The sequence below is a fragment of the Thermanaerothrix solaris genome (assembly GCF_032334255.1).
GTDB lineage: Bacteria > Chloroflexota > Anaerolineae > Anaerolineales > Anaerolineaceae > Thermanaerothrix > Thermanaerothrix solaris.
In genome coordinates this window covers 953,427-973,664 of the sequence record NZ_JAUHMF010000001.1, presented here as the reverse complement: position 1 = coordinate 973,664, position 20,238 = coordinate 953,427, and the positions used below count along the sequence as shown (strand labels likewise).

Below are 20,238 nucleotides of genomic sequence, written 5' to 3'. Positions count from 1 at the left end.
CCATTAACAAAATGAGGGTATCCATCCTATTCACCGTTGACCGGACGTTCCAGGCAGGGTAATCCGGCTTGGAAGAGACGGCCACAAGCCTCAAACATGCCATAACGGGTCGAAATGATGGGCACCCCTTCGCTCTCGGCTAATTGTAAGGTCTCCGCGGGAGGATGTTTGCCGCGCACAAGAACGATGGCGGTGATGTCTGCCATAACTGCCGTTCGAACGACCTGGGGGTTACACAGCCCGGTGAGTAGAACGGCTTCGGGCTGGGTTGAAGAAAGAACGTCGCTCATCAAGTCGGCCCCGACCCCGCCTTTGACCTGACGGCCTAGATTGGCTGAGGGTGTTAATACGTTTCCGTTCAGGATTTCAATCACTTGCTTGAGTTCCATGGCTCGTGCCTCTTTGTTTCATTTTGGGATTATTTTCACAAACAGGCGCAATGATTTCAAACGCACAGGTTGCAATCAATAACATTGTATCATCGAGCTGGTAAAAAGGGATTCTTGTCAGGTTATCACCATGGGAAGGGAGGGGAAAAGCGCAGAGTATGCTAAAATTCGAAACATACGAATTTGTGCGAGAAGGGTAACGTCATGGGAACAGTAGTTTCAGCGGTCAAAGGTACCCGAGATTTCTATCCCGAGGCGATGGCGATACGCGCTTGGCTGTATCGGGTTATTGGAGAAGTTTCGACTTCGTTCGGTTATCAAGAATATGATGGGCCTTTCCTGGAGCGGCTGGAGCTCTATGCCGCAAAATCAGGCGAGGAACTGGTCAAGGAACAGGCTTTTGTGTTTCCGGATCGTGGGGGTGAACTGATTACCTTGCGCCCGGAGTTAACGCCCACACTGGCCCGGATGGTGGCACAGCGCCAGAAACAATTGGTTTATCCCTTGCGATGGTGGTCGTTTGGACCCTTCTGGCGCTACGAGCGACCGCAGAAAGGGCGAACCCGGGAATTTTTCCAGTGGAACGCCGATTTGATCGGGGCAAACTCTCCCGAAAGTGATGCGGAATTAATTGCGCTTTGTGTGGCGTTCTTCCGCCGGGTAGGATTGACCCCCAATCAGGTGGGAATCTTCGTCAATGATCGCCATTTAATGGAAAACCTGTTAAACGGTCTAGGGATTGAGCCCGAGCGCCACCGTGAGGTGTTTCGATTAATTGATCGGCGTGACAAGATGACCGCCGGGGCTTGGGAGGAATATGCCCTTTCCGTGGGCATACGAGCAACTCAATTAAATGATCTCAAGCGAGTTCTGGATGATAGGGAATTGTGGCGTGAGTCTTCCTCGTTACAGAGGGTGTTTGCGGCGCTGGTGGCTTATGGCGCGGCAGAATATGTCCATTTTGATGCTCAAATCATTCGCGGTTTGGAATATTACACCGGCACAGTGTTCGAAGGGCGTGACATGGATAAAGAAGGCCGCGCCATTTTGGGGGGCGGCCACTATGACAACCTGGTTGCGGATGTGGGAGGCGAACCGTTGCCGGGGGTTGGTTTTGCTATGGGGGATGTCATGATCACGCTGATTCTCGAAAAATATGGTTTGCTCCCACCCTGGAATCCGGCCCCGGCAGACGTTTTGGTAACGGTGTTCGACAACGAACACCTGCTTAAGTCCTTGGAGATCAGTCAGGTTTTACGTGAGGCCGGGTTGCGCGTGATCGGCTATACCGAGGCGGTCAAACTTGACAAACAAATGCGGTATGCCCACCGTGCTGGCATTCGCCATGTGGTTATTGCGGGTCCTGATGAGTTGGCACAGAACAAGGTGGCGCTAAAGGACCTGCAAACCGGAACTCAGACCTTACTTTCGTTGAACGAGGTCGTAGCCATGGTGAAAGCCCAGGCTTCGGTGGGATAGAGAGATGCGTGGGTTGGGTTTTCCCTTGACCAATCGCTCTAACCCATATAAAATCATCCTCGCTAACGCCCCGGACAGGGGTGATGGTTTGTTGCGTTAAGAAGCGAAGTTGTACAGGATGTGGTTTCATGTTTGAGGCGCTAACGCAAAAATTGGAAGGCATCTTTAAGGAATTGCGCCGCCGTGGCAAACTCACTCCGGCGGATGTGGATGCCGTCATGCGTGAGGTGCGCCTAGCGCTCTTAGAAGCCGATGTTCATTACAGTGTAGTGAAGGATTTTGTTGCCCGAGTACGCGAACGGGCGGTTGGGCATGAGGTCTCACGAGCCTTAAATCCGGCGCAACAAGTAATCAAAATCGTCCATGAAGAACTCATTGCAACCTTGGGGGAACCGGCCCGCCTGAATCTCAGTGGCCCTAAACCGCGGGTGATCATGCTGGTGGGGTTGCAGGGCTCCGGTAAGACCACCGCCGCGGCTAAACTGGCAGCGCAATTGCGCTCCCAGGGCGAACGGGTCATGTTGGTAGCAGCCGACCCTTACCGTCCGGCGGCGATCAAGCAATTGCAGACGTTGGGTGAGCGTGTTGGGGTTCCGGTTTATTATGAATCCGGCGTCAAACCTCCGCAACTGGTGGCACGGGCGTTTGAACAGGCTCAAAAAGGCGGGATCACAGTCCTCATCGTTGATACCGCCGGGCGTTCACAGTTGGATGAAGCCCTGATGGATGAGTTGCGCGCTATCACTCAGAAGGTTACCCCTAATGAAACCTTGCTGGTGGTAGACGCCATGATTGGGCAAGAAGCCCTCAATATCGCTACCGGTTTCCAGCAGGCTATTCCGTTGTCCGGCTTGATGCTTACCAAGATGGACGGTGATGCCCGCGGTGGGGCGGCGATTTCTATCCGTGCGGTAACGGGGGTGCCTATCAAGTATCTGGGTACCGGTGAAGCCCTTGATGCCCTAGAAGCCTACGACCCGCGCCGATTGGCTTCGCGCATTTTGGGCATGGGTGACGTCATTGGACTGATTGAGCGAGCCGAAGCCGCTTATAATGAACAAGAAGCCCAAAAGCAAGCTGAGCGCATGCTTTCGGGTCAATTTACCCTGGAGGACTTTGCCCAGCAATTGCGCCAGATTCGCAAAATGGGTCCATTGCACCAACTGCTGGAGATGTTGCCTGGCGGTATGGGACAGATGGCGCGCGCCATATCTCCTGAAGAAGCCGAACGCAACCTAAAGATTACTGAAGCCATTATTAACTCAATGACGAAAGAAGAGCGTTTGCACCCGGAAATCCTCAATGCCAGCCGGCGGCGTCGTATTGCCCGTGGTTCTGGTACGGATGTTCAGGATGTTAACCGGGTGCTTAAGCAATTCCGAGATGCACAACGACTGTTCAAAACGCTGCAAAAGACAGGCGGGAGGGGTCTCTCGCGCCTGTTGGGATAGAGGAGAGCCGAAAAGACTCGCGCTTCCTTCCGCGCCCCTCACTTTTCGGTGACCTCTGATGATAGAATAAGATAAATAAAAATTCTAAGATCAAAAACAAAGAGGAGAGATTTCTCACATGGTCAGAATTCGTTTGCGTCGAGTTGGTGCTCGTGGTCAACCCAGTTATCGCATTGTGGCGGCGGATAAAGAAATGCCGCGTGATGGACGCTTTTTGGAGATTTTGGGCTTTTATAACCCGCGCACCGAGCCCTTTACCATCCAGGTAAATGAAGATCGAGTTTTTGACTGGATGAGCAAGGGTGCTCAATTAAGCGAAGCGGTGGAAAAAATTTTCCGCAGTGTGGGCTTGCTGGATCGCTATGCACGTTATAAGGCCGGTGAGTCATTGGAAGCCTTGCTGGCCGAGGCTGAGGCTTACTATGCCAGCCGTAAAGTGAGCCCGAAGACGAAACCCGTTATTACATCACGCGCCTAAATGGATACGGAGAGGGGATTAACGTGAGAGACCTGGTGGAATACATCGCCCGTGCGCTTGTAGATGACCCTGCCCAGGTGGAGGTCAAGCAAGAACGACTTGGGGCTAACCGGGTACGGGTTGAACTGCATGTTTCTAAGCAAGATATGGGCCGGGTCATCGGTAAAAATGGACGTGTAGCCAATGCGATGCGAATTCTCTTGCGCGTCGCCGCCGCTCGGGAAGGAAAACAGGCCACTTTGGATGTCGTAGACCCGCGGTGAGAAAGAATCCTTCCCATCTTCGTAAGCGCCAGTTGCAAAGGGACAACACAGGCTCGCTCCCTTTAGGCGAGCCTGTGTTCTTGGCGGTGGGTTACATCCGTCGTCCGCACGGGGTGCGCGGTGAGATGGTAATGGACCTGCTGACCGATTTTCCGGAGCGCCTGGTGCCTGGCAAACGGCTTTATTTAGGAGAAGAGCACCTGCCGGTGCAAATCCGTTCGGTACGCCCAGCGTTGCAGGCGATGTTGATTGCGTTTGAAGGGTTTGAAGATCGCGATCAAGTCGCTGCCTTTCGCAATCAGTACCTCTATGTACGGGCAGACGAATTGCCCCCCTTGCCTGAAGGGGAGTATTACCATCATCAGTTATTGGGTTTAACGGTATTCGATCAAGCAGGGCATTCCTTAGGCGTGTTGAGTGAAATTTTGGAAACCGGTGCTAATGATGTTTATGTGGTGCGTGACGAGCAGGGGCGTGAGGTTCTTCTGCCAGTGATCGAGGGGGTTATTTTAGAGGTAGATCTAAAAACTCATCGCCTCATTGTCAATCCTCCTGAATGGCTATAGGCCCGATGGACGCGCGAATTTATTGGGTCGCATTTAATCATGTTAAGGGCATTGGGGCGGTTCGGATGCGGGCGCTTTTGGACTATTTTGGCGATCTGGAACGCGCCTGGAAAGCCTCCCCCGATGCTTTGCGGGCCGCGGGTTTACCCCCGCGCCTGGTTGAAGTTTTTGTTCAAACTCGCAAAACTTTAAGCCTCGAAAAAGTGGCGGAAACACTTACCCAAAAAAGCATCCAGGTGATGACCTGGGAAGATGACGATTATCCGTTCTTGTTAAAAAACATTGATCAACCGCCACCAGTATTGTATGTGCGAGGGAGGCTTTCATCCGCTGATCAGGTGGCGGTGGCTGTGGTCGGGACACGCCAGGTGAGTGCTTATGGGCGTAAGGTGACTGAGCAACTGGCCGTAACTTTAGCCCACCATGGAGTAACGGTGGTCAGTGGTCTGGCAAGGGGAGTGGATGCTCTAGCCCATGAAGCAACCCTCAACGCTGGGGGGCGTACCCTGGCTGTTCTGGGCAGTGGTGTGGACGTTATTTACCCGGCAGAGCATCGGCGTTTGGCGGAGCGCATTCTCCAGCAGGGGGCGTTGATCAGCGATTATCCGCCCGGCACGCCACCGGAAGCAAATAATTTCCCCCCACGCAACCGTATTATATCCGGCTTAGCCATGGCAACGGTGGTGGTCGAGGCGGGAGAAAAGAGCGGCGCATTGATTACAGCGACCTTTGCGGCGGAGCAAGGGCGTGAGGTCTTTGCGGTGCCCGGAAATATTAACTCCCCGTCCTCTAAAGGGACGAATCGCCTGATTGCAAACGGTGCCCGTCCCCTATTGCAGGTAGAGGAAGTTTTAGACGCATTGGATATTGCCCAAGTGCAGCATCAACAGATGGTGCGGTCTTTGTTGCCTGGTAATGAGTTAGAAGCCACCCTGCTCAGCATAATAGGAGATCAGGTCTTATCGGTGGATGAGATTTGCTTTCTCTCCGGCTTGGGAGCCGAGAAAGTTGTTGCTAATTTGGCGATGATGGAACTGAAAGGTCTGGTGCGCAATTTGGGCGGCACGAATTTCACTGTCTTGCGCGAAGATAGTGGGTTCTATGCGGGAGGATAAGACACGTATGCAGGATTATTATGCTGTCATTATGGCGGGGGGTGGTGGCACACGGTTGTGGCCACTCTCTCGCCAGGCTCGACCGAAGCAGATGTTGCACTTGGGAAGTGACCGCACGTTGTTCCAACAAGCCGTGGAGCGCTTGGAAGGATTATTTCCCCCAGAGCGCATCCTGGTCGTAACGGCGCGGGATCAGGCGCCTCAGTTGCAGGAACAAGTAGCCTATCTGTTGCCCGAGAATTTTTTATTGGAACCACTGCCGCGGGGAACCGCTTCGGTGGTAGGATTGGCAGCCACGGTGCTGGCCCGGCGGAATCCCCACAGCGTTATGGCGGTGTTGACGGCAGACCATGTCATCCAGAACATTCCCCATTTTCAGCGCTTGTTGCGGGCGGCGTATAAAGTTGCCCAGGAAGGTTACCTGGTAACCCTGGGGGTGCTTCCCACTTATCCGGCTACGGGCTATGGATATATCCAGCGTGGTGAACCGCTGGGCGAACAGGATGGTTTACCTTACTACCGGGTGGTGCGATTCAAAGAGAAGCCCGATGCGGCTACCGCCCAGGCTATGTTGGAAATGGGTGGCTTTGACTGGAATTCGGGCATGTTTATCTGGCGGGTGGATCGCATTTTAGAGGAATTTGAGCGCTTCATGCCAGAGTTGGCGGTGTTGTTGCGTCAAATTGGAGAGAGATGGGGGGAAGCGGATGGGCAGGCTCTTCTTGAGCACTTATGGCCGCAAATTAAGCCTGAAACAATTGACTACGGCATTATGGAACGGGCGGATCGCGTAGCGGTCTTGCCGGCGGAGGAACTGGGGTGGAACGACGTGGGTAGTTGGGATTCCCTATTTGATGTGCTATCTGCAGATGCGGTCGGCAACCTGGTTTTAGCCGACGAGACTCTGATCTTGGAAACCCGGAATTCATTGCTACTCTCAGATCAAACCAAACGATTGATTGCGACTATTGGGATAGAAGATTTAGTTATCGTGGATACTTCCGATGTGTTATTGATCTGTAAGCGTTCCCAAGCCCAAAAAGTGCGCGAAATTGTTAAAATTCTCTCCCAAAATGGGAAAACTCATTACCTGTGAGGAGTGAACCTTGGAAGCCTATTGTGTTCGCTGCAAAACAAAACGCGAAATGAAAGACCCTCAACCTGGATTTAACAAAGCCGGGCGACCGGTGACGACGGGCGTTTGCCCGGTTTGTGGAACGAAGATGACCCGCATGGGGGCTACGGAGATGCATGCTGGCCTTGATCCAGCCCCCGTGCCTGCACCGCGTCGGAACGGCAAACTGGTGATCGTAGAATCGCCGGCCAAAGCCAAAACGGTGGGGCGTTTTTTAGGCAAAGGTTATACCGTAAAGGCTTCGGTAGGGCACGTACGGGATCTTTTGCGTTCCGAACTGTCGGTGGACATTGAGAACAATTTCAAGCCCAAATACCGCGTGCCCAATGAAAAACGGGCGGTGGTCAAAGAGATCAAAGCCTTGGCCAAAGAGGCAGAAGAAGTTTACCTGGCGACCGATCCCGATCGGGAGGGCGAGGCCATTGCCTGGCACTTGCTTGAAGCGGCTGAGATTGATCCAAAGATTGCCAAACGGGTCGTGTTTCATGAGATCACCCAACCGGCGATTCAGGAGGCTTTCGCTCATCCCCGCGGGATTGATATGAATCTTGTCAATGCCCAGCAGGGACGACGCGTGCTAGACCGGTTAGTTGGATACAGCCTAAGTCCGTTGCTTTGGGAGAAAGTGCGCAGCCGTCTCTCGGCAGGGCGGGTGCAATCAGTGGCATTGCGTTTGGTGGTGGAACGCGAGCGCGAGATTGAGTCGTTCGTCCCCCAAGAATATTGGACAATTCAGGCCGAATTTTTGCCTGAGGGGTTACACCAATCTTTTGTAGCTCGCCTAATGCGCATAGACGATCAAGAGGTCAACCTTCCCAATGAGGCCGAGACCCAGAAAGTTGTAGCACAATTGGAGCAGGCAGGTTACACCATCGCAAGGATTAAGCGCGGTGAACGCCGTCGCCGCCCATCGGCGCCCTTTATCACCAGCACCTTACAACAAGAGGCTTCACGGCGCTTAGGATTTACACCCCGTCGAACGATGATGATCGCCCAACAACTCTATGAGGGTTTGGACGTCGGCGAGGGCGGTTCGACCGGTTTAATCACCTATATGCGCACTGATTCAACCAATGTCTCGGAACTGGCACAGCGCGAGGCGCGCGATTATATCCGCCAGGTCTTCGGCGATGCATTTCTTCCCCCATCACCCCCTCACTATCGCACGCGAGCAGTAGCGGCGCAGGAAGCCCACGAGGCAATTCGTCCTACCTCGGTCTTTCGTACGCCCGAAAAAGTCAAACCCCATTTGACGCCGGAACAATTTAAACTCTACCAGTTGATTTGGCAGCGGTTTGTGGCCTCTCAGATGGAATCGGCGATTCTGGATACCCTAGCAGTAGAAGTTGAAGGAAAAAACGAAAATCATCTCTTCCTTTTCCGTGCCTCGGGTTCTAGCGTGCGTTTTCCCGGGTTCCTGGTGCTGTATGAAGAAGCCCGTGACGAAGATCAGAAGGAAGGCGAAGACGATGAGAATGTACGTATTCCGGCAGGGATTCAAGAAGGTCAACCCCAACGCTTAGTGCGTGTGTTGCCCGAGCAGCACTTCACCCAACCCCCGCCGCGTTATACCGAAGCATCGCTGGTTCAGGCTTTGGAAGAATATGGCATTGGCCGTCCCTCGACCTATGCGCCTATTCTTTCAACTATCCAGGAACGAGGCTACGTGGTACGTGAAAATAAGCGTCTAATCCCCACCGAAACGGGACGGCTGGTCAATGATTTGTTAGTACAACATTTCCCGGATATTGTGGATATCGGCTTCACAGCAAGAATGGAAGAAGATTTGGATGAAATTGCCTCAGGGCAACGAGCATGGACGGATGTCATTCGAGCCTTCTATGATTCATTTGCCCCCCAGGTTAAAAAAGCCCAAGCGGATATTCCGGTGAGTAAGATGGACCTGGAACCGGTGGGGCGGGACTGCCCCCAATGCGGCCATCCGCTGGTCGTTCGTTATGGGCGTTTTGGAAAATTCATTAGTTGTAGTAACTTCCCTACTTGCCGTTATACTGAACCCTGGTTGGAGAAGTTAGGCGTGCTTTGCCCGGAGGATGGAGGCGAACTGGTGATCCGCAAGACCCGGCGGGGACGGGTGTTCTATGGGTGCTCGAATTACCCACAATGTCAGTTCACGTCATGGAAACGTCCCTTATCTACACCGTGTCCGGCTTGTGGAGGGTTACTGGTTGAGGCCAACAGACGCGAAGCGCAATGTATCCGTTGTAACGAGACTTTTTTACTGGAAAAACTTGGGGAAAAAGCGGCTGAATCGGCATGAATCTTGCATCGAAAAGCTACAAATCCCAAAATCAGGTTCGGCGGCGGTTGCATTATTCTAGGGCTTGATCTACAATAATGGCAAGCCGGCCACCGGACTGAATTAGCCCGCTAGTAGGAGAGAAGATCATGATGGAGATGCTGCGTGAGCGTTTGAAAAACCCCATTGTTGCCGCCGTGAGTGGCTTTGTCCTGGGCTTAATCATCGGACTACCGATTCTGGGATGGTGGCTTTGGCCAGTGCGGTGGATTAACGCCGAACCGCGCCATTTGCGTCCTGATTTGAAGACGGATTATTTATGTATGGTCATTGATTCGTATGTCAAGAACCAGAATCAGGTCAATGCGAGGGCGCGCTTTGAACTTTTAGGGGAAGAGGGTGAGGCGTTGCTGGCCGCATTGAAACCTGGTCAGTGCAACCTGAGCGAAAGTGATATCAGTCAATTCCGCGCTGCACTCCAAGGACCGGTATTGCCGTTGCCAGCGGTTACCCCGGGTACGGAAAAACCCACTGCCGCCCCGCGTACGTCGGGGATGGGGATGGTTATTATATTGTGTCTGGTGACCCTGGCTGTGGGTGGGGTTCTGGTGTATTTGCTGGTCTTCCGCCGTCAACAGGGTGGCCCGACAACACCCTCGGTGGTGAGTCAGGCCCGCGAGTACAGCCGCCAGACTGAGCCTACGGATTTCGCTGCTCAAGGGCAGCAACCGCCGATCTCCCAATTCATGACCACCTATGTGCTTGGGGATGACCTGTATGACGACTCATTCAGTATTGATTCTCCGGCGGGAGAGTTCCTTGGGGAATGTGGTGTAGGTATCTCTGATACCATTGGTGTAGGCGAGCCCAAGCGGGTCACGGCATTGGAAGTGTGGTTGTTTGACAAGAATGACTATCAAACGGTCACTAAGGTCTTGATGACCCCACATGCTTATAACGATCCGGCCATTCGTCAACGTCTTGAATCCAAGGGTGAATTGATTCAGGTTGAACCTGGCCAGCGGATTACGTTGGAAGCCAACACCCTGATTATGGAAGCCCATGTGGCGGATCTGGTATTAGGCGGTGGAGCATTACCGCCAGATAGTTACTTCGAGCGTATTACGATTGAACTTTCGGTGTGGCAGAAACAAGCCTGATTTTCCCACCGCTTTTTGGATCGCGGATAGAAAGAGCCCCCTTGAATGTGGGGGCTCTTTTTTATCCATTATTCAGGCTTATTCAATCTTAAGGATCTTTAGACGAATTGTCCCCCCTGGAGTTTCTGCAGTCACTTCGTCACCCACCTTTTTACCCAGCAATGCTTTGCCGATAGGCGACTCATGGGAAATGCGCCCGTTGAGTGGGTCGGCTTCTTTAGGGCCAACGAGGTGGTAGGTTTCAGGGGGAAAATTACCCTCTTGGACGGTCACCACATGTCCAATGCTTACTTCATTTGCTTTTTTCTCAGCGTGGTCAATGATGACGGCATTGCGTAAGACCTGTTCCAATTCCTGGATACGTCCTTCAACGAAACCCTGTTCCTCTTTGGCCGCAATGTAGTCAGCATTTTCTGAAAGGTCACCTTGCTGGATTGCGGCGCGTAATCGTTGCGCTAATTGCTGACGGACAGTTGTCTTCAGATATTCTAATTCTTGTTGCATCCGTTGATAACCTTCAGCCGTCAAATAATGCACCTCGGACATGGCTAAACACCTCTCCGCTAAAAATTCATTGCCCAATAACTTTTTCGGGTTGACCGCTTTTGTAACCGCTCTTCCTTATGGAAGGGTGAGAGGGGCGAAAAGTTTTTGATACTCCTCTATCGCAAAGCGGTCGGTCATGCCTGCAATATAATCACATACTGTCCTTTCCAACCCGCGTTGTTCGATCAACTGCTGGATATGACCGGGCAGAATGGTGGGCTCAGAACAGTAGGCATTAAAAAGGTCACTGATTAATCGCTCTGCCTTTACGGCCATACGGACAACACGGTAATGGCGATACAAATTAATGAACAAGAAATCCTTTAACTGACGGTTGCGACGAATGAAATCCGCACTGAAACTCACTACATTATAAGACAAACGTTGGAGTTCGTCTACGGATTGCACGCCACTCTCAACCAGCCGTTGGTGAGTGGCGTGTACTAAATCCGAAACCTCTAGGCCGATTAAACGGCGAATTAGACGGTGTCGCGTCATTTCATCCAATCGTTTGCCATCCCAACCGATGCTGTGTTTCAGTAACTCCCATAATTCAAGACCGTCAAGCATATTTGGGGTGATCAAACCTGAGCGTAATCCGTCGTCTAAATCATGGGCAGTGTAAGCCAGTTCATCGGCAGCATTTGCAATTTGGGCTTCTAAGTGCCCGCGCAGTTCAGGATTGAAATTCCGGGCTTCGGCTTTGTCATATTCTGTCTCGTGCTTGACGATCCCTTCAAGAACTTCCCAAGACAGGTTGAGCCCAGGAAAATCGGGATAACGCCGTTCTAATTCGGTGACAATACGGAACGACTGACGATTGTGATCAAAACCGCCATGATCTTTCATCAAGCGAGCCAGAGCAGTCTCTCCTGAGTGGCCGAAAGGGGGATGCCCAAGATCGTGCGCAAGGCAAATGGCTTCGGTGAGGTCCTCGTTAGCACCGAGCGCTCGTGCGATAGTGCGTGCTATTTGCGCTACTTCGAGGGTATGGGTGAGACGAGTACGATAGTAATCACCTTCGTAGGTGATGAAAACCTGCGTTTTGTACTCGAGGCGCCGAAAGGCAGTAGTATGAAGAATGCGATCGCGATCGCGCTGAAATATCGTGCGATACTCTGGCTCGTCTTCGGCGTAAAAGCGCCCGCGGGAATACTTACTGCGAAACCCATAAGGGGCGAGATTACGGTCCTCAATCTCTTCTAACATCTCACGGGTTAAGAGCATGACGGCCTCCTTATCGAGTAATACGTGTTCCTATCGGGTAACCATGAAGCGCTTGTTCCAGGCTGTTCGGTTGCTCACCAGAGAAAATAACCGCTTCCAGGTCAGGATATTGTCGGACGACCTGGAGCATCAAGTGCACTTTAGCAAGCATGCCGCCGGTCACGTCGGGGGCTTCAGAGCCGGCTAAGGCTGGTAAAACTTCGGCCAAATTATCCGGGGTGAGATGCGAAATCAATTGCTGGCGCAGAGGAAAATCTGCCCACACGCCTTCTTCTTGCCCGCAGAGAAGAAGGCGCGAGGGCTTCAAGTGAGGAATGAGTTCGATAAACAGGCGTTCGGTGGAGAGAATGGTTCCCCCAAGTTTGGTATCAAAAACCACATCTCCATAAATGACAGGGATAAGGCCGGCGCCAATGGCGCGTTGAAGTGGCTCAATTTCCCATCGCACGACACGCCTGTTTTGGCACAGAATAGTTGAGGAAGGTGGAAAGGCGATCACAGGGAGACCGGCTTGTAATAGTGCCTCAACTACTAAAGTATTGAGTGCCCGGGCTTGCCACCAGACTTCCGAAAAACCCCGCCATTGTTCGGGGGTGGCTACTCCAAGATGAGTGTTATGCTTTTTAGCGGCGAAGTGTCCAAACGAGCCTGATCCATGTCCCAGGACAAGGCGTAGGGCGGGGTTATCTGCCCGTGCTTGGGCAATTTCGGACGCCAGGCGCCGAATAACATCCAGACGGGGAGTAGAGGCGCGGTGTTTTTCGGTAATCAGCGAACCACCCAGTTTGACGAAGTAAAGTGTATCCATAAGGTGCTATCCATTAAATTGCTTGGGTGGTGCGGATAACCACGGAAAAAACATTGGCAGCGCCAGCCCGACGCAGTGCTTGTTCGACTTGTGAACTGTTCTCAGGGTGCACTAACGCGATCATGATCCCCCCTTGGCCACCCCCTGAGAGTTTGGCGCCGAGAGCTCCTGCCGATAGTGCCGCTTGAACGAGACGGTCTAATTCGGGCGACGAAACGCCAATCTCGATCAGTAAGCGGTGGTTTTCAACCATCCATCTGCCGACCTCGTCTATCTGCCCCTCGATTAGGGCTCGTTTGGCTCGCCGTGTGAGTTCGCCAATTGCCCTAAAGCGATCATCATACCAGGTGGGGTTTTGTTCCCTCCGCTGACGAACGCCGGCCACGGCTTCGCGGGTTAATCCTTTCATTCCCGTATCGCCAATGATCAAATAAAGAGGCATGGAGAATGTGAGAAACTCAATGGGTTGGTCACGGATAAAGAAGATGGGGCGGGCGTAGGTAATAACGGTATTGTCAATGCCTGAGGGTGTGCCGTGATGGTGTTGTTCAAGGCGAAAGGCTAATTCGCAGACCTGGGGGTCAGGTAGAGGGTGTCCTACAAATGCTGAGAGAGCGCGGATCAGGGCTACAGCCGTCGCGGCGCTTGAGCCCATACCTGATGCCACCGGGATGGATGAGGTGAGACGAAGGTGCAGGGCTGGCCAGTGATCGAGTTTCAAGGCCTCTGCGACCAGGTTAAAGGCAAGCGCGATGGGATGCTCTGATGGAAGATGGTCTAGGGTGGTTTTCAAACCAATCTGGGGGGCTTCGATGACGGGCAATGTAGAGCGCCCAGGTTGGGCGGTGATTGTCACGCGCGCTTCTAATCCGGTAACCGGGGCTGCGATGGCCGGATAGCCATAAACAACCGTATGTTCTCCAAAAAGGATAACTTTTGCCGGAGCAGTGGATGAAATGGCAGGCATAGTCTCTCACTTAACCGGAAAGGCGTAAAAAATGACCAACACTGCAATTCCCCAAAGCAGTATCGTAATTTGGAGGGGGCGGTCGGTTAGCAGTAGATCCTCTGGCGCCCCCCCTGAACCTTCAACCTGAACCAAGTAAAGATAACGCAGAATTCCATAAAGAACAAATGGAATTGTAAGCATCATAAGGTGATTGGAGGGCAGGTTAGGTGCTGAGAAGGTGTATAGACTGTAAGCAATAATGGTGCTGCTGGATACAATGGTGATTGACTGATCCAGAAATGGGAGAGTGTAACCATCTAGGACGCGGCGATGTGTATTGGCCTGGTCAGCCAGTTCGGTAAGTTCGGCACGGCGCTTACCAAAGCCGATGTAGAGAGCTAAAAGGGTGGTTACAACATAGAGCCAAGGCGAGAACCGCTCCACTTGAATTAGAGAAACACCACCAGCCACCCGTAAAACAAAACCAGCGGCGATGATCAGCACATCCAGGATGGGGATGTGCTTAAACCACCTCGTATAAGCCAGGTTGAGCAAAAAATAACCACTCAGAATAACTCCAAATCCAATCGAAAGGTAAAAGGCAAAGGGGATAGTTAAGACAATTAAGCCAATGGCGGCAGCACGAGCAACAGGGATAGGGAGTGCTCCTGAGGCAATCGGACGCAGACGCTTCTGAGGGTGGTGACGATCTGCTTCGGCATCTGCGATATCGTTGAGAATATAAACAACTCCTGAAACAAGGCAAAATAACATGAACCCCAGTAGGGTTCGTAAGGTGGCTGGTACATTTGTTAACTGGCGATCAAAAACCAGAGCAGCCAGCACAAAGGCGTTTTTCGTCCATTGGCGAGGGCGCATGGTTTGGAATAACGCCTTGATCATGTGCATAATCATATCATAACTCTCCAAACCGGGTAAAATACCCCACGTGAAAGAACGGTTGGACGTCCTCATGGTTGAACGGGGTTTGGCAGAGAGCCGGGCTAAAGCCCAGCGATTGATTATGGCGGGGCAAGTTCGAGTTGGGGGAGAAACGGTTCTGAAACCCGGCACTTTAGTCCTGGAATCGGCACAAATTGAAATTGTTGAAGGAATGCGCTATGTTTCGCGGGGGGGAGAAAAATTAGAGGCTGCTTTGGATGCGTTCGAATTAACCCATCTTGAAGGTTGGGTTTGCGCCGATGTGGGTGCCTCCACAGGCGGGTTTACAGATTGCTTGCTGGCACATGGCGCGGCTCGGGTTTATGCGATTGATGTGGGGTATGGCCAATTACATTGGAAACTGCGCCAGGATCCACGTGTGGTTGTTTTGGAACGAACAAATGTACGTTATCTGACAGATCTTCCCGAACAAGTGGATTTGGTCACGATTGACGTCTCGTTTATTTCGCTAAAACTGGTGCTACCTACAGTCAAGGGTTGGCTAAAACCAGAAGGGAAGATCATCGCCCTCATCAAGCCCCAATTTGAGGCTGGCCCGAGCGAATCTGCTCGTGGCAAGGGGGTTATCCGTGATCCCCGAGTTCACCACCGTGTACTTGAAGAGGTATTGGCATTTGCGGTGGCGATAGGACTAACGCCTCAGGGGTTGATCCGCTCCCCGCTTTTAGGCCCGAAGGGAAATGTTGAGTTCCTAACTCTTCTCACTCCCGGCTCTGGGGAAAGTAAGACTTCACATCTGCTCTCAATGATCAACGCCGTGGTCAGTCTATCTCACTGAAAGATACGCTCGATGTAATCGGAACCTTTTTTGCATTCTGGACTTATGAGTCCGGATTTAAGGCTTTCCCATGTGAGGAATAAACCGCTTTGGTTTACGTATTGAACAGCTTTAGACGTGCAGCCGGGGCCGGTGTGATAATTTACCAGAGTTAATTTCCAGAGATCAACATAATTGCTCACTTGGCCCGGTGAACGTCGGTAAACATTGTAGATGATTTGGGCCGTCTGGGCACAGTTAGCGCGCAGCACTTCGGCGAAAACGGCGACACTTTCCTTGGCGCGGGTTACGTCAATGCCAGCGGGGCAATCGGTGCAGGTGGCGTTCACGCGCTGAACCAGATAACCGCGTAGCATCAACCGTTCCTCGCTGCTCAAGTTGGGATATCCCACCTCACAGCGGTTTGGGTGAAGGATGCCATTGCATAGTCGTTGAAAAAATGGTGGATTGTAAAGGAGGAGGGTATCTGCTCCCGACTGGTTAAGTTGCCCCAAACCGATTTCGTAACCGTTGCCATAAGTGCCGGGCCAGAACTGGGATTCAATGGCAAATAGTTGTTTTAAGAGCCTTGGGGGTACACCAGTGTTCTTAGATGCCTGGATGATTTCAGCGTCGTACATATTTTGCCATTCGGCGAGCGCAGCACGTGCTCGCTCTACGCCGCACGTATTGGCCACATAAGGGGTTTGCAACCCGCCTCCTGGACAGTCCTGCGCATCAACGACCTTATTGCGAATTAACATTGCGACCAGATAGTAATAGGGGGTGTTTGTATTGAGTTCGTTAAGAAATACGGATGGCTCCAGAATTGGGGGGATGTAGGGGGGACGCTGATGAATGCCCCAAATTTCACCACATGTCAGGGCTGTACTATAAAGGATATAGACCGGCTGAGTGCTTCCTTCGTTAGGAGTTGTTGCAGCAGCCGAGGATGAAGAACTTAAAGTGGGATTAGGCTGAGCAAAGGAGATGATTTCTTGGGGTAGACGATCTGGCTGATCGAGGATAATGCTTGGGGGTGGAGCAAAGGCGATCAACCCCCAAACTATGGTGGTCAATGCCAGAACATAGCGCTTTATTTTAGTTTCCCCCATCCCATCTTGTCCTTTTAGGCTTCTTCGCTCTCAACGCTCTCTTCGTAAACGTAGGCCCAACCTGTACCTTTACACACTGGGCATACATTATAGACATAACCATCGCGACAGAGCCCGCCTCCATTGCCAGCACAAAAGGCACATTTCTTAGGTGCCTGAGCCACTAAGACTGTTCCCACCCCTTTGCAAACCGGGCAGATGTCGTAGGTGTTGCCGTCACGGCAACGCCCTGCGCCATTGCCACTGCAAAATGCACAGGTTTCAGGGGCATAATGGATGAAGGGTTGGGCTTTTATACGCATAATGGTTCTCCAGCCAGATAGTATGAATTAAGACATAAATCACGCTTTTGGGGGATGCTCTTGGGTATCCTGTATGGCTTCGGCAAAGGCTTCAACCACTTCTGGATTGAACTGAGTACCCGCTGCCTCGCGAAGTTTATCAAGAGCTTCTTCGGAGGTAAATCCATTTCGATAAGGAAGATCTGTGGTCATTGTAGTATAGGCCTCCGCCACAGCAATAATGGCCGAAGCCGGCGGTATTTCTTGTTTGCTTAACTGTTCGGGGTAGCCAGTGCCATCCCAATGTTCTTGATGATGGTAGACCCAAGGAACAATGCGTGAAAAAGTATTCATCTGCTTGACGATTTGTGCTCCATAATAGGGATGCATCTGGATCATTTTCCATTCCTGAGGGGTAAGGGGTTTAACTTTTGTTAGAATGGCCTCAGGGATCGAGATTTTCCCAATATCGTGTAAAAGGCCAGCAATCTCGATAAACTCCAAATCCGAGCCCGACCAGTTCATGCGTTTGGCAGTTTCAACAGCGTAGCGTGCAACGCGCTCAGAATGCCCAACCATGAAGCGATCACGTTGGTCAATAGCCGCGACGAGAACACGGGCTAAGTTGATAAGGGGAGAGAGACCAGCTGCTCCCGGAAATACGGTAGGGGATAGCGATTGAGTAAAACCGGGGCGCCGCCGTTCTCCAATTGCTACTTCTAGTTCAACTGTATTTTCGTAAAAGTTCAGAAAATTCTCTACACGTTCGAGCATAACTTTAAGTTGCTGGTACTGCCCCGTTGCCCAGAGCGCCGGGATTTGTTCGTACATAATGGCTGAAGCACGGGCAATTTCGGCCTGTGGAATGATGCGTTTCCCGTAAGAAGATAGTAAATCGTGGTAGGCAATAAGCCGTGAAAAGCGCTCACCGACACGTTGTACTTGTTTAGAGAGCGCAGGATAATCCCGTACACTTTCTTCTAGAGCACGCAAGCGAGCCAGAAGATCCTCAACCTCTGTAGCCTCTTGATTGCGCTGTTGTAAAATTTCGTTTAGGATTTGTTCCCATAATGTCCGGGCATCTTGAAAGGTGAGCACCTCATTGCCAAAAAGCACTGGATCGTCGTTTTTGCACTGACTTTCAACGTAACTGATGACCTTCTTAACCGATTCGGTGGCGGCTTCAAGGCGTGCTGCGTTTTCACGTCGCCGAATTTCCTCCAACCGTTTTTTCTCGCGCATGACTTGCATTCGGTTGTAGAAATCCATGCGCTTGGGTGCAGCGGCAAGTTTATCTATCAGAACGTCTTGTTGGGTATGTAACTCGTCCCAAGCCGCCTTTATGCTCTTAAGTTTAGGGGTGGGATAAATGAAGAGCGGAGTCTTGTGGCTTTTTTGCTCGAGATTGGTGATTGTTTCACATACTTGATGGTAAAGATCTTGTAACTCCTCCTCAATTTTTGGCGCTTTAAACGTGAGGCTGGCATAAGTGACCCGGTAAGCCAGAAAAGCAGCCTCAATATCCTTGAGACGCTGACGGGCTTGCTTGGGATAGGCCCGAATTTGCTTTTGCAAATCCAGCCATTGGCGTATCGAGTCTATTATGTTTTGGAAGACTGAGTTGGGGCGTGAGAAACTAGGCTCAGAAGTCTTAACGCCTTCCAAGAGAGAGAGGGAGCTTTGGTCTTTTGGCGTTCCTTCTGAGGGATCTGAACCCGCAACAACGTTTTCAATTGTAGGATTTTCTGTTGCGGATTCGTCAAGCCGTTCGGTTTCCATAACCCTTTCCTTCCAATCCCATTAACCGGCTCTACTTTTTGCTGCACAACAAATGGAGCATCGAATGTTGCAGTCTCCCCTGTAAAGTTAATTGTATTATACTAATAATATCCCTGCTCAACTTGCATGTCAATTAAGAGCAGATTAAAATTTCCGCTTTGTGATCTGTTAAATAGCCTATTAGTCCATGAGGTAATATAGAAACCCGAGCCGTGTTCAAGAGGGAGAGAGGCGATGATCAGTCCACAGGACTTAATCACGGTTGTCTTAGTGGAAAACAATCCACAATTAAGTAAACACCTTCAAAAAACGCTGGGTTTGATTGAAGAGGTTGATTTAGTTAATATCTCGATGTCGGCTCAAGAGGCGGTCGAGGCCATTCGAGATCTTAAACCTGATGTTGCCCTGATTGAGTATGATCTCCCAGATATGAATGGAATTGCCCTGACCGAAATGCTGCGTCGAGATTTTCCTGGCACTCAAGTGGTTCTTATCTCACAAGACAACTACACTGATTTGGTACTGCGAGCGGTTCGAGCGGGGGCGTGCGACTTTATTACCCATGATGTTTCGATTAAGGAAGTTACCGATGTCCTAAGGCGCGCGGCACAACTTTCTTCAGCCGAGCGGCAACGACAAACTCCACCGGCCGGCTTGCCAGCCGGACCTACGCAAATGTTTGTGCCTGGGCGCGGCATCAATGGTCGAATTGTGACCGTTTACAGCCCCAAAGGGGGGACGGGGGCTACAACTATCGCGGCTAATTTGGCCCTGGCTCTACTGAATAACGAGGTGCGGGTAGCTCTGGTAGATGGGTGCTTGCAGTACGGGGATGCTCATATGTTCTTCAACGAACTGGGGCAGTTCTCGGTTTTAGATCTTGTTCCCCGTATTTACGATTTGGATATCCCTTTGGTCGAGAGCGTGATGATTCTAAACCGGGCTACTGGGCTCTATCTTTTACCGGCACCACCGCGCCCAGAATTTGCAGAAAAGATTACCGGGGAAAACTTTGCACGCATTTTAGAATTCATGCGTCGGTTTAGTGATTACATTGTTGTAAATACACATTCTTTCATTAACGATCCAGTTTTGGCTGCGTTGGATGCAGGGGATGTGGTAGTTCTGGTGGTAGAACAACAGATAAATTCTATTCGTAACGTGCGGCTTTTTCTGGATCTTTGGGATGCGTTAGGAATGTCGCGAGAACGAATTACGTTAGTGATGAATCGTTATCGTAAAGATCACCCGATTACCGTAGAAAAAGTGAGTGAACGTCTTAAGCACACCGTTGTCATGACCATTCCCGAGGACATTGAAGCCGCCCAAAAAGCGGATGCTCTGGGAATACCGATTTTACGCAGTAGTAAAGATTCACTTATTGCTCAAAGTTTTATTGATCTGGCTGAGCATGTGCGTAAACGCATTACTAACCTTGAGCGAGCCGAAGCGCCGCGAATGCGCCTCTTTTCGGTGAGTTAGTCGTTTTTTCGTTGTATTCTATCCTTCATAATTGC

At 51.4% G+C, this 20,238-nt stretch carries 19 protein-coding genes and 2 pseudogenes; 12 read left to right on the top strand and 9 right to left on the bottom strand.

Features of this window, described 5'->3' with window-relative positions:
• Window positions 1–26: 26 nt before the first annotated feature.
• The gene (locus QYE77_RS04325) at window positions 27–389 is read right to left on the bottom strand and encodes a DRTGG domain-containing protein (RefSeq protein ID WP_315624139.1); all 363 of its coding nucleotides are present in this window, start codon (window positions 387–389) and stop codon (window positions 27–29) included.
• Window positions 390–593: 204 nt separating this feature from the next.
• Here QYE77_RS04325 and hisS point away from each other — a divergent pair, with 204 nt between their 5' ends.
• The 10 genes and pseudogenes from hisS to QYE77_RS04280 all read left to right on the top strand — a co-directional run bounded on the left by hisS (window position 594) and on the right by QYE77_RS04280 (window position 10,296).
• Window positions 594–1,868: a histidine--tRNA ligase gene (gene hisS, locus QYE77_RS04320; protein ID WP_315624138.1), complete on the top strand. Its 1,275-nt coding sequence runs from the start codon at window positions 594–596 to the stop codon at window positions 1,866–1,868.
• A gap of 128 nt (window positions 1,869–1,996) precedes the next feature.
• Window positions 1,997–3,319: a signal recognition particle protein gene (gene ffh / locus QYE77_RS04315; RefSeq protein WP_315624137.1), complete on the top strand. Its 1,323-nt coding sequence runs from the start codon at window positions 1,997–1,999 to the stop codon at window positions 3,317–3,319.
• 118 nt (window positions 3,320–3,437) lie between these two features.
• Window positions 3,438–3,636: pseudogene (gene rpsP, locus QYE77_RS15335) on the top strand (30S ribosomal protein S16); the annotation flags it as partial.
• A 184-nt stretch (window positions 3,637–3,820) separates the two neighbouring features.
• Entirely contained in the window at window positions 3,821–4,060 is a 240-nt protein-coding gene (locus QYE77_RS04305) for a KH domain-containing protein (RefSeq protein WP_315624134.1), read from the top strand.
• Complete coding sequence (gene rimM / locus QYE77_RS04300; RefSeq protein WP_315624133.1) at window positions 4,057–4,626, top strand: ribosome maturation factor RimM; 570 nt, start codon at window positions 4,057–4,059, stop codon at window positions 4,624–4,626. Before QYE77_RS04305 ends, rimM begins: the two co-directional genes overlap by 4 nt.
• A gap of 5 nt (window positions 4,627–4,631) precedes the next feature.
• Window positions 4,632–5,741, top strand: a complete 1,110-nt coding sequence (gene dprA / locus QYE77_RS04295) for a DNA-processing protein DprA (RefSeq protein ID WP_315624132.1) — start codon at window positions 4,632–4,634, stop codon at window positions 5,739–5,741.
• 7 nt (window positions 5,742–5,748) lie between these two features.
• Window positions 5,749–6,837 carry a mannose-1-phosphate guanylyltransferase gene (locus QYE77_RS04290; RefSeq protein ID WP_315624131.1) on the top strand — a complete coding sequence of 363 codons (1,089 nt, stop codon included), beginning with the start codon at window positions 5,749–5,751 and terminating at the stop codon, window positions 6,835–6,837.
• Between the two features lie 10 nt (window positions 6,838–6,847).
• Window positions 6,848–6,964, top strand: a pseudogene (locus tag QYE77_RS15430) (DUF5679 domain-containing protein); the annotation flags it as partial.
• 24 nt (window positions 6,965–6,988) lie between these two features.
• Entirely contained in the window at window positions 6,989–9,157 is a 2,169-nt protein-coding gene (topA, locus tag QYE77_RS04285; RefSeq protein WP_462476623.1) for a type I DNA topoisomerase, read from the top strand.
• Window positions 9,158–9,285: 128 nt separating this feature from the next.
• Window positions 9,286–10,296 carry a hypothetical protein gene (locus QYE77_RS04280; protein WP_315624129.1) on the top strand — a complete coding sequence of 337 codons (1,011 nt, stop codon included), beginning with the start codon at window positions 9,286–9,288 and terminating at the stop codon, window positions 10,294–10,296.
• A gap of 78 nt (window positions 10,297–10,374) precedes the next feature.
• Here the strand turns inward: QYE77_RS04280 and greA are convergent, their stop codons facing one another.
• The 5 genes from greA to QYE77_RS04255 all read right to left on the bottom strand — a co-directional run bounded on the left by greA (window position 10,375) and on the right by QYE77_RS04255 (window position 14,741).
• Entirely contained in the window at window positions 10,375–10,842 is a 468-nt protein-coding gene (gene greA, locus QYE77_RS04275; RefSeq protein ID WP_315624128.1) for a transcription elongation factor GreA, read from the bottom strand.
• A 75-nt stretch (window positions 10,843–10,917) separates the two neighbouring features.
• On the bottom strand, window positions 10,918–12,069 hold the full coding sequence (locus QYE77_RS04270; protein WP_315624127.1) for a deoxyguanosinetriphosphate triphosphohydrolase: 1,152 nt from the start codon (window positions 12,067–12,069) through the stop codon (window positions 10,918–10,920).
• A 10-nt stretch (window positions 12,070–12,079) separates the two neighbouring features.
• Window positions 12,080–12,877, bottom strand: a complete 798-nt coding sequence (locus QYE77_RS04265; RefSeq protein ID WP_315624126.1) for an isopentenyl phosphate kinase — start codon at window positions 12,875–12,877, stop codon at window positions 12,080–12,082.
• A 13-nt stretch (window positions 12,878–12,890) separates the two neighbouring features.
• Window positions 12,891–13,844: a mevalonate kinase gene (gene mvk, locus QYE77_RS04260; RefSeq protein ID WP_315624124.1), complete on the bottom strand. Its 954-nt coding sequence runs from the start codon at window positions 13,842–13,844 to the stop codon at window positions 12,891–12,893.
• 6 nt (window positions 13,845–13,850) lie between these two features.
• Window positions 13,851–14,741: a decaprenyl-phosphate phosphoribosyltransferase gene (locus tag QYE77_RS04255; RefSeq protein WP_315624123.1), complete on the bottom strand. Its 891-nt coding sequence runs from the start codon at window positions 14,739–14,741 to the stop codon at window positions 13,851–13,853.
• A 25-nt stretch (window positions 14,742–14,766) separates the two neighbouring features.
• Here QYE77_RS04255 and QYE77_RS04250 point away from each other — a divergent pair, with 25 nt between their 5' ends.
• Window positions 14,767–15,567, top strand: a complete 801-nt coding sequence (locus QYE77_RS04250) for a TlyA family RNA methyltransferase (protein WP_399389893.1) — start codon at window positions 14,767–14,769, stop codon at window positions 15,565–15,567.
• On the opposite strand, the gene QYE77_RS04245 is transcribed toward QYE77_RS04250, so the two are convergent.
• Genes QYE77_RS04245 through QYE77_RS04235 form a run of 3 tightly spaced genes read right to left on the bottom strand, consistent with a single transcriptional unit; the run spans window position 15,561 to window position 18,721 of the window.
• Window positions 15,561–16,661 carry a hypothetical protein gene (locus tag QYE77_RS04245; RefSeq protein WP_315624121.1) on the bottom strand — a complete coding sequence of 367 codons (1,101 nt, stop codon included), beginning with the start codon at window positions 16,659–16,661 and terminating at the stop codon, window positions 15,561–15,563. The genes QYE77_RS04250 and QYE77_RS04245 overlap by 7 nt on opposite strands.
• Window positions 16,662–16,675: 14 nt before the next feature.
• The gene (locus QYE77_RS04240; RefSeq protein ID WP_315624120.1) at window positions 16,676–16,963 is read right to left on the bottom strand and encodes a hypothetical protein; all 288 of its coding nucleotides are present in this window, start codon (window positions 16,961–16,963) and stop codon (window positions 16,676–16,678) included.
• 39 nt (window positions 16,964–17,002) lie between these two features.
• The gene (locus QYE77_RS04235) at window positions 17,003–18,721 is read right to left on the bottom strand and encodes an HD-GYP domain-containing protein (RefSeq protein WP_315624119.1); all 1,719 of its coding nucleotides are present in this window, start codon (window positions 18,719–18,721) and stop codon (window positions 17,003–17,005) included.
• A 234-nt stretch (window positions 18,722–18,955) separates the two neighbouring features.
• Between QYE77_RS04235 and QYE77_RS04230 the strand changes: the two genes are divergently transcribed.
• Window positions 18,956–20,203, top strand: a complete 1,248-nt coding sequence (locus QYE77_RS04230) for a response regulator (RefSeq protein ID WP_315624118.1) — start codon at window positions 18,956–18,958, stop codon at window positions 20,201–20,203.
• Window positions 20,204–20,238: the final 35 nt, after the last annotated feature.

Coding starts and splice junctions, on each gene's coding strand:
- topA (WP_462476623.1), top strand. CDS start 6,989: ATGCATGCTGGCCTTGATCCAGCCCCCGTGCCTGCACCGCGTCGGAAC.
- QYE77_RS04270 (WP_315624127.1), bottom strand. CDS start 12,069: ATGCTCTTAACCCGTGAGATGTTAGAAGAGATTGAGGACCGTAATCTC.
- QYE77_RS04290 (WP_315624131.1), top strand. CDS start 5,749: ATGCAGGATTATTATGCTGTCATTATGGCGGGGGGTGGTGGCACACGG.
- QYE77_RS04255 (WP_315624123.1), bottom strand. CDS start 14,741: ATGATTATGCACATGATCAAGGCGTTATTCCAAACCATGCGCCCTCGC.
- ffh (WP_315624137.1), top strand. CDS start 1,997: ATGTTTGAGGCGCTAACGCAAAAATTGGAAGGCATCTTTAAGGAATTG.
- QYE77_RS04280 (WP_315624129.1), top strand. CDS start 9,286: ATGATGGAGATGCTGCGTGAGCGTTTGAAAAACCCCATTGTTGCCGCC.
- QYE77_RS04265 (WP_315624126.1), bottom strand. CDS start 12,877: ATGGATACACTTTACTTCGTCAAACTGGGTGGTTCGCTGATTACCGAA.
- QYE77_RS04230 (WP_315624118.1), top strand. CDS start 18,956: ATGATCAGTCCACAGGACTTAATCACGGTTGTCTTAGTGGAAAACAAT.
- QYE77_RS04245 (WP_315624121.1), bottom strand. CDS start 16,661: ATGGGGGAAACTAAAATAAAGCGCTATGTTCTGGCATTGACCACCATA.
- QYE77_RS04235 (WP_315624119.1), bottom strand. CDS start 18,721: ATGGAAACCGAACGGCTTGACGAATCCGCAACAGAAAATCCTACAATT.
- QYE77_RS04240 (WP_315624120.1), bottom strand. CDS start 16,963: ATGCGTATAAAAGCCCAACCCTTCATCCATTATGCCCCTGAAACCTGT.
- mvk (WP_315624124.1), bottom strand. CDS start 13,844: ATGCCTGCCATTTCATCCACTGCTCCGGCAAAAGTTATCCTTTTTGGA.
- hisS (WP_315624138.1), top strand. CDS start 594: ATGGGAACAGTAGTTTCAGCGGTCAAAGGTACCCGAGATTTCTATCCC.
- greA (WP_315624128.1), bottom strand. CDS start 10,842: ATGTCCGAGGTGCATTATTTGACGGCTGAAGGTTATCAACGGATGCAA.
- QYE77_RS04325 (WP_315624139.1), bottom strand. CDS start 389: ATGGAACTCAAGCAAGTGATTGAAATCCTGAACGGAAACGTATTAACA.
- dprA (WP_315624132.1), top strand. CDS start 4,632: ATGGACGCGCGAATTTATTGGGTCGCATTTAATCATGTTAAGGGCATT.